The sequence below is a fragment of the Candidatus Omnitrophota bacterium genome, assembly GCA_028716245.1.
Classification (GTDB): Bacteria; Omnitrophota; Gorgyraeia; order Gygaellales; family Profunditerraquicolaceae; genus UBA6249.
Genome location: JAQUQW010000002.1, coordinates 192,496 through 207,858, shown reverse-complemented (window position 1 = coordinate 207,858; position 15,363 = coordinate 192,496). Strand labels below are relative to the sequence as shown.

20 protein-coding genes and 1 pseudogene are annotated in these 15,363 nt (G+C 43.5%); 1 reads left to right on the top strand and 20 read right to left on the bottom strand.

Annotation, left to right across the window (positions count from 1 at the left end; translation table 11 throughout):
• Positions 1-406: 406 nt before the first annotated feature.
• Positions 407-619, top strand: coding sequence for a helix-turn-helix transcriptional regulator (locus PHG87_04530; GenBank protein MDD5477453.1), 213 nt, complete (start codon positions 407-409; stop codon positions 617-619).
• Positions 620-697: 78 nt separating this feature from the next.
• Here the strand turns inward: PHG87_04530 and PHG87_04525 are convergent, their stop codons facing one another.
• From PHG87_04525 to PHG87_04430, 20 genes and pseudogenes are all read right to left on the bottom strand, one after another.
• Positions 698-1,516, bottom strand: coding sequence for a Bro-N domain-containing protein (locus PHG87_04525; protein ID MDD5477452.1), 819 nt, complete (start codon positions 1,514-1,516; stop codon positions 698-700).
• Positions 1,517-1,626: 110 nt separating this feature from the next.
• A complete protein-coding gene (locus tag PHG87_04520; protein ID MDD5477451.1) occupies positions 1,627-2,583 on the bottom strand; it encodes a biotin--[acetyl-CoA-carboxylase] ligase in 957 nt (318 codons plus the stop codon).
• Entirely contained in the window at positions 2,564-3,733 is a 1,170-nt protein-coding gene (gene nifS / locus PHG87_04515; GenBank protein MDD5477450.1) for a cysteine desulfurase NifS, read from the bottom strand. The genes PHG87_04520 and nifS overlap by 20 nt, the downstream gene beginning before the upstream one ends.
• Positions 3,730-4,533 carry an ATP-dependent sacrificial sulfur transferase LarE gene (gene larE / locus PHG87_04510; GenBank protein MDD5477449.1) on the bottom strand — a complete coding sequence of 268 codons (804 nt, stop codon included), beginning with the start codon at positions 4,531-4,533 and terminating at the stop codon, positions 3,730-3,732. Before larE ends, nifS begins: the two co-directional genes overlap by 4 nt.
• Positions 4,534-4,546: 13 nt before the next feature.
• Positions 4,547-4,768 carry a NifU family protein gene (locus PHG87_04505; protein MDD5477448.1) on the bottom strand — a complete coding sequence of 74 codons (222 nt, stop codon included), beginning with the start codon at positions 4,766-4,768 and terminating at the stop codon, positions 4,547-4,549.
• Positions 4,769-4,832: 64 nt separating this feature from the next.
• Positions 4,833-5,744: an FAD-dependent oxidoreductase gene (locus tag PHG87_04500; protein MDD5477447.1), complete on the bottom strand. Its 912-nt coding sequence runs from the start codon at positions 5,742-5,744 to the stop codon at positions 4,833-4,835.
• A 187-nt stretch (positions 5,745-5,931) separates the two neighbouring features.
• A complete protein-coding gene (locus tag PHG87_04495) occupies positions 5,932-6,168 on the bottom strand; it encodes a glutaredoxin domain-containing protein (GenBank protein ID MDD5477446.1) in 237 nt (78 codons plus the stop codon).
• A gap of 1 nt (position 6,169) precedes the next feature.
• Entirely contained in the window at positions 6,170-6,640 is a 471-nt protein-coding gene (locus PHG87_04490) for a pyridoxamine 5'-phosphate oxidase family protein (GenBank protein MDD5477445.1), read from the bottom strand.
• Positions 6,637-7,824, bottom strand: coding sequence for a flavodoxin domain-containing protein (locus tag PHG87_04485; GenBank protein MDD5477444.1), 1,188 nt, complete (start codon positions 7,822-7,824; stop codon positions 6,637-6,639). The genes PHG87_04490 and PHG87_04485 overlap by 4 nt, the downstream gene beginning before the upstream one ends.
• 13 nt (positions 7,825-7,837) lie before the next feature.
• Positions 7,838-8,542, bottom strand: coding sequence for an FAD-dependent oxidoreductase (locus PHG87_04480; protein MDD5477443.1), 705 nt, complete (start codon positions 8,540-8,542; stop codon positions 7,838-7,840).
• 2 nt (positions 8,543-8,544) lie between these two features.
• Positions 8,545-9,072, bottom strand: coding sequence for a thiol peroxidase (tpx, locus tag PHG87_04475; GenBank protein MDD5477442.1), 528 nt, complete (start codon positions 9,070-9,072; stop codon positions 8,545-8,547).
• 12 nt (positions 9,073-9,084) lie between these two features.
• The gene (locus PHG87_04470) at positions 9,085-9,246 is read right to left on the bottom strand and encodes a rubredoxin (GenBank protein MDD5477441.1); all 162 of its coding nucleotides are present in this window, start codon (positions 9,244-9,246) and stop codon (positions 9,085-9,087) included.
• 32 nt (positions 9,247-9,278) lie between these two features.
• On the bottom strand, positions 9,279-9,620 hold the full coding sequence (locus PHG87_04465; protein MDD5477440.1) for a hypothetical protein: 342 nt from the start codon (positions 9,618-9,620) through the stop codon (positions 9,279-9,281).
• Between the two features lie 65 nt (positions 9,621-9,685).
• A complete protein-coding gene (hcp, locus tag PHG87_04460; GenBank protein MDD5477439.1) occupies positions 9,686-10,981 on the bottom strand; it encodes a hydroxylamine reductase in 1,296 nt (431 codons plus the stop codon).
• A 206-nt stretch (positions 10,982-11,187) separates the two neighbouring features.
• Positions 11,188-11,388, bottom strand: a pseudogene (locus tag PHG87_04455) (4Fe-4S dicluster domain-containing protein).
• Between the two features lie 11 nt (positions 11,389-11,399).
• A complete protein-coding gene (locus PHG87_04450) occupies positions 11,400-11,792 on the bottom strand; it encodes an Rrf2 family transcriptional regulator (GenBank protein MDD5477438.1) in 393 nt (130 codons plus the stop codon).
• A gap of 232 nt (positions 11,793-12,024) precedes the next feature.
• Positions 12,025-13,293 (bottom strand): SLC13 family permease, encoded by a 1,269-nt coding sequence (locus PHG87_04445; GenBank protein MDD5477437.1) that lies wholly within the window; start codon positions 13,291-13,293, stop codon positions 12,025-12,027.
• A gap of 36 nt (positions 13,294-13,329) precedes the next feature.
• Positions 13,330-13,713 (bottom strand): EamA family transporter, encoded by a 384-nt coding sequence (locus PHG87_04440; GenBank protein MDD5477436.1) that lies wholly within the window; start codon positions 13,711-13,713, stop codon positions 13,330-13,332.
• Positions 13,713-14,126 carry an EamA family transporter gene (locus tag PHG87_04435; protein ID MDD5477435.1) on the bottom strand — a complete coding sequence of 138 codons (414 nt, stop codon included), beginning with the start codon at positions 14,124-14,126 and terminating at the stop codon, positions 13,713-13,715. Before PHG87_04435 ends, PHG87_04440 begins: the two co-directional genes overlap by 1 nt.
• A gap of 5 nt (positions 14,127-14,131) precedes the next feature.
• A complete protein-coding gene (locus PHG87_04430; protein ID MDD5477434.1) occupies positions 14,132-15,253 on the bottom strand; it encodes a GNAT family N-acetyltransferase in 1,122 nt (373 codons plus the stop codon).
• Positions 15,254-15,363: the final 110 nt, after the last annotated feature.

Sequence of the window (15,363 nt, the reverse complement as noted above, 5' to 3'; positions counted from 1 at the left end):
TTAAAACCGCCTACGCACCACCCCGTTTGTAACGGAACTATGTCAGTACGCCAAGCCAATGAAATTGAATCTTGTTTTCCGAGATAATAACAATTACACGACAACACCGCCTGCTCTGGATTAAGTTTTACCCGCGTAATTACCGGCCTGAATTTTGGTTTTCTAGGCATTTTTAACCCTCCTTAATCTCCATCTCCACAACCTAAATCTAATACCCTGCCTTTTGGAAGATTAATAAATAATGGACAACAGCTTCAAAAAGGTAATTTTGTTTATTCGCCATATCTTTATAGAAGATCTCCTATGAAATTCAATATAGATTACCACCTAATTTAATAGGTGTAAATAGAAAACACCTACAATTGTAGGTGTTCAAAAGAAGAGTTCTATTGGAAAATATAAACAAATGGAAAACATCAATGTTAGATTTGGTAGGCGCTTAAAGGAATTAAGGAAGGAAAATAAACTGACGCAGGAAGGTCTTTCTGAGGCTTCAGGGCTCGACTATAAATACATTCAGCGGTTGGAAGGTAAGAGACCTTCTTCTCCTACTCTGAACTCAGTAGAAAAAATTGCCAATGCATTTAAAATTAAACCTTCTAAATTGTTGGAATTTTAATTACCGAAAAAAATAGAAACGGCTATTTATCACTACTTCATCTTTTTTAAAAACCCGAAACATCCCATAGTTTTTTGCCTACTTCAATAAGCTCTTATCTTGCGGCCCCTTTAAATAATTTTCGCGCGTTGACACTCTCTTGCCGCTCTTTTTCTCTAATTCCTTCCTCGCGTTTCCGGCAACGGTTCCGCCCTCATGCGCCGCCTGTTTATTCTCAACAAATCCCCGCGCATCTTTATTAACGGCGATTTCTTTTGTTGAGGCCTCCCCAAGCATGGAAAAAATCAGCTCTAAATCCGTCATGTGATCCCGCAGATTTTCCCGTTTTAATTTTTTGTATTTTTTATACGCCGATGGAGTCATGCCGAATGTCGCGCTTGATATCTCAGCAGTCAGGATTTCATATTCCTTAGCCTGCTTTATGCCTCTTTTCTCCCATTGATCGGTTAACTCTTCGCGGATAGCAATGCCGCGCATTCTCTTCTCTATCCAATCATCACTATACCCCTTGGCTTTGTAGAGCGCGCGGGTCCTTTTCGTGGCAAGCTCGGGATCTTCTATCTCCTTAATCCTTTCATATCCCACTCTGGCCAGCCATAGCTTAAAAGGTTCTGCCTTGGGCGATGGGATTGACTGAATAATACGGAAAATGCCCTCTGTATTAGCGCAAAGCATCCGCTGTTTACCGCCTACGGTTCCAATAGCAAGGGTATGTACAATTTGTACCCACCCTTTAGCAAGCTCCTCATCCCGCTGTTTCATCCTTTGGATGTACTGCTTCGGATCGCTTGAATCAGTCAAAACCAAAACTACATCCTCAACCACAAACCACCATTCATTATTATGAATAGTTTTTCGTACCTTCTGCCCTTTAAACACCGCTATTCTTGTTTTCATATGCTCCTCCCCTCTTGCGCGTTAGTAGAATCTCTTCTAGCCCAATTGACGCAAGAAAAGGCCAAATCTAACAACAAAATCTTATCTGACTATAAAAAAAACAGCCCCCATTACCGGCAATGCATGACGTCACCGCTGGAGATCTTTTGGATGATCCCGGAGGCTTTGCGGACAAGCAGGCTTCCATCACCGTCGATATCCACGGCGCATCCTTCGATATGCTTGTTCTGGCAATACACCTTAACGTGCCTGCCTAAAGTAGCGCTGAAATTACGCCATTTATCGATGATCACTCGGTTCCCCTTATCCTCTAAGAGAAAATAATTACCCTCCATCCTGCGCAAGAGCTCCTGCAGCAGGACAAGACGGCTTAGCGGATGGCCAAGCTGCTCTTTTAACGAAGTCGCCTGGGCAATCAGAGATTTTTTGTCATTATTGACATTTAAACCAATGCCAATGACTACAAAATTAACTTTATCCACCTCGGCATTCATCTCGGTAAGTATGCCGGCAAATTTTTTATTGTGGATGAATACGTCATTAGGCCATTTAATCTGCGCGTCCAGGCCGGTAACATTCTTGACTGCCTCGCAGATGCTTACCGCACTCAGCAGCGTTAAAATCGGGGAAACCGCCGGGGCAAACTTAGGCCTTAAAATCAAAGACAGGTAAATCCCTTTGTATTTTGGAGAAAACCAGCTCCTGCCCAGCCTGCCGCGCCCCTTGGTCTGCGATTCCGCCAATACCAGCGCCCCATCGCCAGCCCCCTGCAGGCCCAACTGCATCGCCAGATCCATCGTGGAAGCCAAATAATCAAAATAATGGATTTTTTTACCGATAAATTTTGTATGGAGATTACGTGAAATTTCAAAAGGGAAAAGCCGATCCGGGCTGGACTCAAGCCGGTAGCCTAAATGCGGGACAGCAACTATTTCATAACCGGAATCTTTTAACTCCTGGATATGCTTCCATAAACCCTGGCGGCTGATCCCCAGGTGCCTGCTGATTTCATCCCCGGAGAGATAGTCGTGTTTTTTGTTTAAATAATCAAGGATTTTTTCTCTCATAAAGCGGGGACATGGCGCGCAGCTTTTGCACAACCAGGGGTAATTTCTCCAGAAGATAATCGATATCGCTTTCACGGGTAAAACGGCCGAGGGTTATCCTAAGTGAGCCGTGGGCGGTTGCGTGGTCTAAACCAATTGCCAATAAAACATGTGAAGGTTCAAGAGAGCTGGAAGTGCAGGCTGAGCCGGTGGAACAGGCAATCCCCAGCAGATCCAGGCTCAAAAGCATTGACTCCCCTTCAATGTATTTAATCGAAAAATTCACATTATTCGGCAGGCGCTTTTGCGCATGCCCATTAAGCCTGACTTCGGGAACCTTAAGGGGAATCTCTTTAATCAGCCGGTCGCGCAGGGCGCTCTGGAATTTAATTTCACTCTCCATTTTTTCCTGGCAAAGCTCAATTGCCTTGGCCAAACCGACGATGCCGGTGATATTATGCGTGGAAGCGCGCCGGCCTCTTTCCTGGTCTCCGCCGCGCAGGAATGTTTCTAAACGCGTGCCTTTTCGAATATACAAAGCGCCTACTCCCTTGGGCCCGTAAAATTTGTGGGCCGAAAGCGATAAGAGATCAACGTTGAGTTGGCCAACGTTTATCGGGATATGCCCAAGCGTCTGCACCGCGTCGGTATGAAAATAAATTCCTTGCTCTTTGGCGATCTTGCCCAGTTGCTCAATCGGCTGCAGCGTGCCGATCTCATTATTGGCATGCATAACGCTGATCAGGATAGTTTTATCCGTAATTGCCTTTTTTAAATCATCGCCGGAAACCAGGCCGTCTTTATCCACGCCCAGATAAGTAACCTTGAACCCTTTTTTCTCCAGGAATTTTGCCGGCTCGATAATCGCGTGATGTTCAATGGCAGAAGTAATGATATGATTGCCTTTTTTTTCTAACGCGTAGGCCGCGCCCAAAAGCGCGGAATTATCCGATTCTGTTCCGCCGGAGGTAAAAACAATCTCTTCGGGTTTTGCCCCGATAAAATCCGCCAGTGTTTGGCGGCTATCCTCAAGGGCCTTCTTGGCCTCCTGGCCGTAAGCGTGAAGGCTGGAGGCATTACCGAATTTCTCAAAATAATACGGCTCCATCGCCGCCATAACTTCCGGGTCAGTTGGCGTAGTTGCCGCGTAATCTAAATATACTTTTTTCATCTGATTACCTCATTTAAACTACCCTGCCGATACCCCTCTAAATCCAAGGTGATATAATTATACCCTAAATTTTTCAAACGCTCAACTACCGCCTGACGTTTCTTTAACAGGCCAGGCATGTCTTTTTTATCCACTTCAATGCGGCAGAGCCCGTTATGATGGCGCAAGCGCACCTGCTTGAAACCCAGACTAACCAGATATTCTTCCGCCTGGTCGATACGCCTAAGCAGTTTGGCAGTAATTTTAGTGCCGTAAGGTATGCGCGAAGCTAAGCAGGCTAAACTGGGTTTATTCCAGCTGGAAAGCCCCAGCCTTTTGCTTAATTTACGGATATCCTCTTTACTAAAACCAGCTTCCACCAAAGGTGACTTGATTTTAAATTCAATCTTAGCAATATTTCCCGGCCGATAATCTTTTTTATCGGTAATGTTGCTTGCCTCCAGAACAGAATGTAATTTATTCCGCCTGGCAATCGCAATTAACTTTGAAAAAAGCTCTTTTTTGCAAAAATAGCAGCGTTTAATGGGGTTAGCGGCGAACTTCTTATTATCCAGTTCGCGAGTATTGATTACTTTAAGCCTTACCCCGATATCTTTAGCCAATATTTTTGCCTTAGCCAGCTCTGCTTCCGGATAAGTAGCAGAAACTGCCGTCACCGCCAGTATTCTATCCGCCGGCAGCGCCAGCGCACAAACTTTAAGCAAAAACGCGCTGTCTTGTCCTCCGGAGAACGCCACGACGCAGGATTTATATCCGCAAATTTTGCGTTTAAGAAAAGTCAGCTTATCCTGAAGAGCCATCAGAAAATTTCTTCTATAAAGCGATGACTTCTTTTATTTCCGGGACTTCCTGCCTTAAGATCTTTTCAATCCCCATCTTTAAAGTCATCGAGCTCATCGGACAGCATCCGCAGCTTCCTTTTAACTTTAGCTTGACTATCCCGTCACTGGTGACATCGACCAATTCGACATTTCCGCCGTCGGCGGCCAGCATCGGCCGGACTTTATCTAACGCTTTTTCAATTCTGTCTCTCATCTTGTTTTCCTCCTGTAATTTTTAGTTCATTGTACCATTGCCTGAATTACCCGCAACTTATTTTCTAAAATTTTTTCTGGGCCAAATAACGGAAAGCGCTTAAGGCGGCTTTTGAGCCTTCCCCGGCGGCAATAATAATCTGTTTCTCCAGAACATTGGTAACATCGCCGGCGGCAAATATTCCCGGGATATTGGTTTGGTTATCTAAATTTATATTTATTTCATTCCAGGCGTTCTTTTCTATACCTTTAAGGAACCCGGAATTAGGGATAAGCCCAATCTCCACAAATACTCCCTCGACAGCCAACTCTTTTTCCTGGTCCTTATTTTTGATTTTAATCGCGCGGACAAATTTATCCCCCAGGACGGCACTAACCTGATGATTATTTAAAATCGTCACATTGCCGGCTTCTTGGACTTTCTGAAGCATTATCGCATCGCCGGCCAAGCGCTCGGTATTGTTGATAATATAGATATGCTTGGCGATTTTTATCAGTTGCAGGCTGGCATCCAGCGCGGAGTTACCGCCTCCGATTACCGCCACAACCTTGCCCGCAAATAATGGACCATCGCAGGTAGCGCAATATGTCAGGCCGTGATTCTTGAATTCTTTTTCCCCCGGAACCCCCAGCTCTCTGGATTTTTTCCCGGAAGCAATAATCACGCTGTGGGCTTGATAATCCGCTTTATTGGTTTTTACTAAAAATACCTCGGCGGTTTTCTCAAGCCCTAAAACTTCTTCATTTTCTTTTAAGGCAATGCCGTATTTACGCATATGTTCTTCGAACTTCCGGGTTAACTCCGGGCCGGTAATGAATTGGTATCCTGTATAATTTTCGATATCACCGCTCCAGGCGGTCTGGCCGCCGATATCCAGGCTGATCACCAGAAAATCCAACTTTTTTCTGGCGGCGTAAACACTGGCGGTAATTCCCGCCGGCCCTGCCCCGATAATAATCAAATCGTAGATATACATAATGTTAATTATATTTTGTCGAAGGACTTTGTAAGCGTGCAATTAGAAATTTTTCGGCAACTGTGTGCAAGGAATTACGACGAACGGAGGACCTTCACACAACGTAAGTCAGTCCGAGAGTGAGTCGTAAACGCAGCACACGGCGAAAAATTTCGCACGCGACAAAGTCCTGAGTACAAAATATAACTTATACTCCTAAAGCTGATTTAATTTTCTCTTTGTCAAACCCTACGATAATCTGACCGTCGATATCCAGCACCGGCACCCCCATCTGCCCGCTCTTCTTAATCATTTCGTCCGCCGCAAGCTGGTCCACGGAAACATCCCAATCCAGAAATAATATGTTGTTCTCTTTTAAAAACTGCTTGACCCGGATGCACCAAGGGCAACTCGGAGTACTGTAAACGATTACGCTCTTAGCCATATTATTCCTCCTTCCTTAAATGATACGGAGCAAGATCGACTATCTCTTCCACTTCGATTGCGATAATATGTTTGGGATGCGGCAGGCTGGCCTCAGGATGGTGGCCGTGGCCCCGGTCTCCGGATAAGTTACGCAACAGTCTTTTTGCCAGGCGCGACGTGATATTGTCCTCCCAGATTTTGATCATCTCCTGGCTAACATTGTCATCAAAGATAATTTCCCCCTTGCCTTTAAGGCAATACCCCATAAACTTATGGTCATCCACCGCGCTAATACTTATTTGCGGATTACGTTTTATATTTTCACAGGTTGCGCCATGGTAAACATCCATTAAAAAAATCTTGCCGGCTTGATCAATCTTGATTATCGCCTTGCATGAACTATGCGGAAAACCGGCTTTGTCTACGGACGAAATTACCACAAAACTTTGGGCGCGTAAAAAATCGATGACCCCGGCGGGAATCTTTATCATTTCAAGAGTTGGGCGAATTTACTGCCAAATTCAAAACAGCCCCCTAATTCAGTTTGATCGGGAATATATTTAAAAGCTATGCCGGGGATAGTAAAATCGGCGCCGCTATCTTTAAGCAACTCCCGCATCTCGCCGACTGCCCCGCCAGCCCAGCCATAAGAACCAAAAAAACTAACCTGCCGGCCTTTGGGTTTTAAGCCTTTAACTATTTCAAGGAACGCGGCAATATTCGGCAGCATATCATTGTCATGGGTAGAAGAACCAAAAAGAAAACCTTTGGCCGATAACATCTGCGTAATTACCTCGGTACGGTCGGTTTCCGCGATATTATAAAGCTTGACTTCTATCCCTTGGCTGGCTATGCCTTGGGCTATTTGTTTAGCCATCTTATCAGTTGCCCCCCACATCGTCTCATAAACAATCACCGCTTTATTTTTGGTATCGCCTGCGCTCCAAGAGCGGTAGGCATTGATTATCTTAGCCGGATCCTTGCGCCAGATAATCCCGTGGCTGGGAGCAATCATTTTAATCGGTAGATTTAATTTCTGGATTTCCTGGATTTTTCTTGAAATTACGGAGCTAAGCGGCCAAAGGATATTGGCATAATATTCCTCTGCCTCCTCCATTAACGCGCATTGATCAACCTGGTCGTCAAACCGCTCGGCGGTGGCGAAATGCTGGCCAAAGGCGTCATTAGGCATCAGCAGAGAATCAAGCGGGCAATAAGTAAACATGCTGTCCGGCCAATGGATCATCGGCGCCTCAATAAAATTAAGAGTACGCTTGCCTAATTCTAATTTATCCCCGGTTTTTACGGTTTGAAAATTCCAGTTTTGGTAATAATGCCGGTAAAGCCCTTCCTTGCATTTGGCGGTACCGAAAATCTTGGCTTTGGGGCAAAGCGGCATGATGGCCGGCAGGGCTCCGGAGTGGTCGACCTCAACATGATTAGCGATAATATAATCGATCTTTTCCAGGGGGATAACCTCTTTAATATTATTGATTAGTTCTTCGGAAAAGGGGGTATAAACAGTATCAATAAGGGCGATTTTCTCATCGATAATCAGGTAGGCATTGTAAGTTGAGCCTCTTCTGGTAGTATAAGTATGCCCGTGGAAATTACGCACATTCCAATCAACTACTCCCACCGAATATATACCCGGTAATATTTTTAGCGCAGCCATTTTTCCCTCCTTCCTAATAGCCCTGAAAATTTTCGATAATAATCTTGCCGCTATTTAAGCCTAACTCTTCAACCAGTATCTTACGCATCGCCTCAACCATCTGCGGCGGACCGCAAAGATAAAACTTTCTTCCCCGGTAATCCGGAATTTCATTCCTGATTACACTGCTGTTAATCAAACCGACAGTGCATTTAAAGCCGGCTTCAGTCTCGCAGAGGACATGCGCGATTCTCAAAGCGGGATAACTCTTGGCCATAGCGTCAAAATCATCCTTGAAAACTATGTCCCGCACCGACCGGTTAGAATAGACCAGCACCATATCGATGCCTAAATTTTTATCAACCGCGTATTTACAAATACTGCGGACAGGGGTAATTCCTATGCCTCCGGATAAAAAAGCAACCTTGGCCAAAGATTCATCCAGAATAAATTTCCCGAAAGGATACTCGATTGCGACTTGATCGCCGGCTTTGAGATTATTCAGCGCCTTGGAAAAATCACTCTGGGTCAGCTTTTTGGTAAATTCCAAATGGCATTTTTCAGTCGGGGAGCTGGAAATAGAAAGGTATCTTTTTAATTTTGGATTATTTTCAAGCTCAACCGACAGGAATTGCCCGGCTTTAAAATCCAACGCGCCGGGAGCCTCCAGGCGGAAACTCTTGACGTTATAGTTACGCTGGATAATTTCTTTTATCTTGGTTTTGATCTTTACGGGCATTCTTATTCGCTGCGGCGGTACAGATTAACTACTTCCTGCAGCTTACTAAAAACCTCGTCAAAATTAACCGGATGGGTCAACTCATTAACAAGCTGGATATACCTGATGCGGTCGCTTTTATCGATAATCAGCGAGCCTCTGGCCAGAAGATTCAACTCTTTCACCAGGAATCCATAATTTAAACCAAAGGAGGAAAAGCGGTAATCCGAAAGCACAACTTCATTTTTTATTTCATTTACCGAGCAAAATCGGGCTTGGGCAAAAGGCAAATCCTTGCTTACCCCGATGACGACGATATCGCCGGAAATCCCGGCAGCCTTTTTATTAAACTCTTTTACCTGTAAATCGCAGACCGGAGTGTCCAAAGAAGGGAAAAAATTGACTACTTTGATTTTTCCGCTAAAATCCGATAACCTGACAACTTTTAAATCCTGAGAAATTAATTTAAAATCAAAAGCGCGCTTACCTACCTTAACCGGTCTGCCGGTTAAGGCCAAAGGCGCCCCTTTAAAAGTAATCAACCTGGCCATATTATTTTTTCCTTAAGCTATTTTCTCAAACTGATCTTTACCCACGCCGCATTCAGGGCAAACCCAGGTATCCGGCAAATCTTCAAAACTTGTGCCGGGGGCAACCCCATTATCCGGGTCTCCTGCGGCAGGATTATAAATATAGCCGCAAACTAAACATCGGTATTTGCTCATTTTTTCCTCCCGAACATGGTCCGCCAAACCAGCTATTGGGCTTTAAAAATAATCCCTTTGTTCGCGCCGCATCTGGGAACAGCGGGCTTTTTATCATCCTTAGGAAGCTGTCCTTTCTCAGGCATGGACATAGCCGGCATACTGTCTTTATGCATCATGCATTTCATTGCCATGGCGCCTTTAGCCGTCTTATAAACCGCGCCTGAAAACACAACTAGTGCCGCCAGCCAAAGAAAGCTGACTACCACATAACCAAAGGTTTTAAGAGCTTTATCTTCAACCTTGCGCATCACAAAAAGAACAAAAAAACTTATGGTCAATAAAATTGAAATCGGTACAATGGCCAGCAAATGCGATAATCTTACCATGCACATCTTTGCCTCCTTTGCCCACAAGGGCATACCCGCGCAATTCCTTGTAAGCGCGGGGTATTGTTATCCTATTTTAATTTCTTTAATATTTGCTTTAAGTCTTCATCCGGCGTAGAGATCAGCCTTAAGTCAAATTTCTCCTGTAAAAGCTTAAAAACATTTTTACTTATAAAGGCAGGCGGGGTTGGCCCGATATAGATGCCCTTAATATTAAGGTACAACAAAGTAAGCAGGATAGCAACTGCTTTTTGCTCAAACCAAGATAACACCAGGGTCAGAGGCAGGTCATTTACACTACAGCCAAAAGCATCGGCTAAAGCCACGGCTACCTGAATCGCGGAGTAAGCATTATTGCACTGGCCAATGTCAATTAATCTGGGCATCCCTTCGATATCCCCGAATTCAAGTTTGTTAAACCGGTATTTACCGCAGGCAAGCGTAAGGATTACACAATCCTTGGGCACTCTTTCCGCAAACTCGGTGTAATAATTACGCCCGGGTTTTGCGCCGTCACAACCGCCGATTAAGAAAAAATGCTTAATCTTGCCGGCTTTAACTAAGCTGACGATTTTATCCGCTAATCCTAAAATTGCCGTATGGTGAAAACCTGTCCAGATCTTCTTACCGGGAGCCTCCGGTAAAGGCGGCAGGGATTTAGCTTTTGCAATTAAAGATTTAAAGTCCCGGGATTTCAAATGTATTGCTCCCGCTACGCCGGTTATGCCTATCGTAAATAACCTGTCCAGATAGGAATTTTCCGGCGGAATTAATACACAGTTGGTCGTTGCCAGTATTGCCCCGCTAAAGGCATTGAATTCTTTTTTCTGCTCCTGCCAGGCCCCGCCATAGTTGCCCGCCAGATGCTTAAACTTCTTAAGCTGCGGATAACCGTGCGCGGGTAGCATTTCACTGTGCGTATAAATATTTACTCCGGCCCCTTCAGACTGTTTAAGCAATTCATAAAGATCCAATAAATCATGCCCGGTGACTAAAATTGCCGGCCCGGCTTTGATGCCGGTTTCTACCGCGGTAGGAACCGGATTGCCGAACTTTTGCGTATGCGCCTTATCCAGCATCTCCATAGTTTTATAATTCATCGCTCCGCATTTTAAAACCAATTCCAGATACTGATTCAGGTCAAAACTAACATTGGTTACGGTTTTAAAAAGCCCTCCGTGCATAAAAGCATCCACTTCTTCATCGCGGGCGCCTAATTGCCGCGCGTGATAAGCATAAGCAGCAATACCTTTTAAACCGAATAAAAGCATATCCTGCAGGCTCTGGATATCCTCATTTTTGCCGCAGACCCCCAACTTTGTGCAGCCTGTACCGCCGGCCGTCTGTTCGCATTGATAACAAAACATTGAGCACCTCCTATCCAATACACTTTTTAGCTGCCCTGCACCAATCCACGCAGGAAGGCAATCTCTCCTTGCAGATTAAATCTCTACACTGCGGGCAGCGCACTTTAAGCTCATCGGAAAGAATCTCCGCTGCCTACCCGCAATTAGAACAAGTTATGTTTTCTGCTTTGGCAAGGCGCTTATCCTGACCCGGACACTTATGAAACATCAGGTTTTCTCTCCTCTATACTGATTGCTCCCTGCGGACAATGCCCAAGACAAGCACCCAAACCATCGCAAGATAAATCGCTAATTATCCGGGCTTTATTATCAATGATCTGGATTACCCCCTCAAGACAATTATGAATACACAGGCCACACCCATTACATTTCTTTTCATCAATACTAATGATCTTCCTTCTAGCCATATAATTACCCTTTAAATTAAAGAAGCGACATTGATCTGTTTAAGCCGGTCAACCAGGTCATCTTCAATCGCGTGTATTTTTTTTCTTAAAACACATTTACCTTTATCCGGGCAGATATCTTTTTTCAGAAAACACCCGTTTAGGCCAACTTGTCCCTGAAAAATACGCATTATCTTAATTATAAAAATTTTGGCAGGGGGAACTTTAAGCTTAAAACCTCCCCCTTGTCCTTTATAAGATTCCAAGATCCTTTCTTTATTTAACTGTTGAAGAATCTTGCGCATAAACGGCCGCGGCACGCCAAGCTTTTTAACTAACTCATCTACCGCTACAACATCCTGCTGCTTTGACATATAACAAAGCGCCCGCAAAGCATAATCGGTATCTCTGGTAATCAGTTTCATAAATATACCCCTATGATATTTTATAAAAACGCATTGGGCAGTTTATCGTCTTGCCCGGGACAATCTACTGCAACCCTCTTTACAATGCGCTACCGGCCTAAGCATATACTTAACCGTTATATCCATACCTGATCACCTCCTTGCCAGTAAGGCACACCCGCGCAATACCTTATAAGCGCGGGGTGTTACTATAATTAATGATACCACATTAGTATCATTTGTCAAGAAAAAATTATCTCCAGATAAACCAGATCAATAAATAAGCGGCGGTTACTGCGGTAAGGGTAAAAGGAATTCCTATTTTCATAAAATCGCTGAATTTAACCGGATAGCCTTCTTTTTTAAGCAAGCCGCAGGCGACAATGTTAGCCGAGGCCCCAATTGGCGTAATATTGCCGCCTAAGCTAGCCCCGATAAGCAAACCAAAAAGAAACAACGCAGGATTAATTTGCAATTTATTAGACATAATTATCGCCACCGGCAGCATCGCCGCCAAGAACGGGACATTGTCGATAAAAGCCGAAAGGATTACCGAAAGAAACACGATTGCGGTATAGCCCAGAAATATATTTGAACCAACAAGGCTGGCCAAATAATTGGCCAGGACCTGGATCCACCCGGTAAGCGTGATCCCGCCGACAATGACAAAAATACCCATAAGAAAAAACGTGGTGTCCCAATCAAGTTTTTTAAGGCCGGCCCTAATGGAAGCTTTATTGATGAACTTCTCCCAGGCCAAAGCAATAATCCCAAAAACCATGCAAATCTGGCCGGCTAAATAACTAAAACTCTTATCAAAGAATGAAGATGCCGCCAATAAAATAACCAGACTTACCAACAAAATCGTCGGCACCCACGACCTTACTTTCTCAACCGGAATAAGCTGTGTTTTTTCGCTATGTCTCCTGAATATAAAATAAAGCACAAAAAAAGACACCAAAGCCCCCAGTTCTACGGCAAAGAAAATACTTGGCTTGCCTTTGTAAATAAAGAAATCACCGAAATTCATCCTGGCAAAACCTCCCAGCAGCATACTCGGCGGATCCCCGATCAAAGTAGCCGCGCCTTGGAGATTGCTTGAGACGGCAATGGCAATCATCATTTTAGCGGGGTTTATTTTAAGCTTCTTGGCTAAAGCCAGAGCGATAGGAGCAACAATTAATACCGTAGCCACATTTTCGACAAATGCCGAAATAAATCCGGTCAACAGGCAGATAAATAAGATTGCCCAAGTAATGTTCTTAGCTTTATCAACAATCACCTCTGCTATATAAGCAGGAACCCGGCTTTGCATAAAAACATCGGCAATAATCAGGGTGCCTACAAATATACCCATAACATTCCAATTGATCGCCGAAAATGCTTCTTTTGGCGATATGGTTTGGGTTAAAATCAAAAGAAACCCTCCTCCTAAAGCAACCAAGCTACGCTTTTGGGGAAGGGCAATAAATAACACATAAGAAATGACGAAAATTGATAATGATATTATTTTAGGATCCATAGATTAGCCTTCTGAATCTTAACGTCGTGCTAAGCCCTAACTTAAGCTTACAAAAACTATCCCGATGATTATGGATAATATCCCCAGCCAGCGCTGCCAGCTGACTTTTTCTTTTAAGATAAACTTAGAGGCCAAGGCGATAAAGATATAATGCATACTGTCGGCGGAAAAGGCGAAATTGAGATCCGCCTTGGAGAGGACAAATAACCAAATGCACAAAGAGGTTGTACTAAAAAACAAGCCTACCCAAACCAGCGGGGTGAGCATAATGTTACGGATGAACCTAACAAATCTGGTTAAATGCCAGGAGAAATTAAAGCTCAATGAATTAATTGTAGATTTTAAAAAAATCTGGCTGATGGTATCGCAAATACTGGTTAAGGCAATTAAAGAAAGAATGAAAAATAAATTTGCCTTCATCAGCTGGCCCCTATCTTCTCTTTACTGCTTAAGGCAACAAAAATAATCCCGATAAGGATAAAGACTATCCCCAACCACCTTAAAATACCGATCTTTTCATTTAAAAAAATAATGGAGGCTATCGGGACCAGTATATAGCTAAAGCTGCATACCGCTACAGCCACACTTAAATCTATCTTAGAAAGGATAGTTGACCAGATGATAAAAACCAGAAAAACCATAAACAGCCCGCACCATAAGAAAGGCGAAGAAAAAACAGCCTTCAGGAAAATTAACGCTCCGGCCAAATTATCGATTCGCAGCGCGCTTTCAGGTAAAGCGCTTTTCTTAAAAAACAGGTGGGTACAAGTCTCCAGCACATCTACAAAAATAAGCACCGCTAACATTCTCAGCGTAATTTTCTTCTTAAACATCGCTTTTACTTTCTGATATCCTCATCAAAATTCTCCGGCTTTAAAAGAAGAATGAGTAATTTGACAAATAGATTAAAAAATGCGTTTTTATGTTTTAAGTAAGCGTAAAGCGGAATAATCCTGCCGCCCAACCTGATCTTTGGCTGGTAATCAGTCTGTCCCGGATGATAATAGCGCAGGGAATTATCTATGCACCATTTGATGTTATAGGCCCAACTGACAAAATATAAATTGTAGTGATTGGATATATCATAATCGAAACCGATAAATTTATCAATAAGTAAATCCGGGTAGACAAAACAAAGATTAAAGGCGGCTAATTTACCATTCACATAGTAGAGGAAAAAACGGGTATGCGGATGCAGATCATGAGTAACCTGTAAAAAGAATTTCGGGGTCAGGCGTTCAAACTTGGTCAGGCCTTCACGATAAGTATTTTCATAAAGCTTAACTATTTGGTCGATCTGGCCCTGGATCTCCTGGACTGCCTTAACCTCTATCTTGCCCCGGCCGTATGCTTCTTTTAGTTTCTTCTTTAAGCTCTTGCGGGTAGAGCTGCCTAAGCTTTTAAGATAATCTTCAAAAGAAGCAAAATTAAGATCCAAAAGCACCGTGGGAAAACTTTTCACTTTAGAATAGCCTTGTTGCGTTAAGGCGTCTAAAAACAGCGTGCTCTCTTTTAAAAAATCCTTAAAGATTACCAGCGGAGCATTGATTTTTACGGCTAGATTATTTATGCCTTCCAATAACAACGGGATGAGCCTGGGATCATCCTGAAAATCCTGCTTGATCCCTAAAACCCCGTACTCTCCAAAAGGCGTACCGCAGAAAAGTGTATTGAAAGTTAGAAAACGCGGAAATACTCTGCGAATAAATTTAATAACTCTGGAAATCCAGCCTTCTGCGGCGATATCCCCGTTAAAATCAGTAGCAAATAACGGAGTGATGAACACAATTTCAGTATCGCGATAAATAACCAAATAATAAAACGTAAAATCAGGAAGTTCAGAATTAGCCAGCGCCCTATAAAAAGGATAGCTCTCCGGGATATCTCCGAAAACAGCATCCCAGTCTTTTTCTTCGATCTTGTTTATATTATCAAATACCTTGCAGCTAATTTTAGGCATAAGCTAGCGAGCTATGGTTTGCCTTCCTTTGGGCGAAGCCGTAGAGTTAACTTGAATTCTTGCTTATTTTAACATAAAATAGATAAATTGGATAATAGAAAAGGAATTAA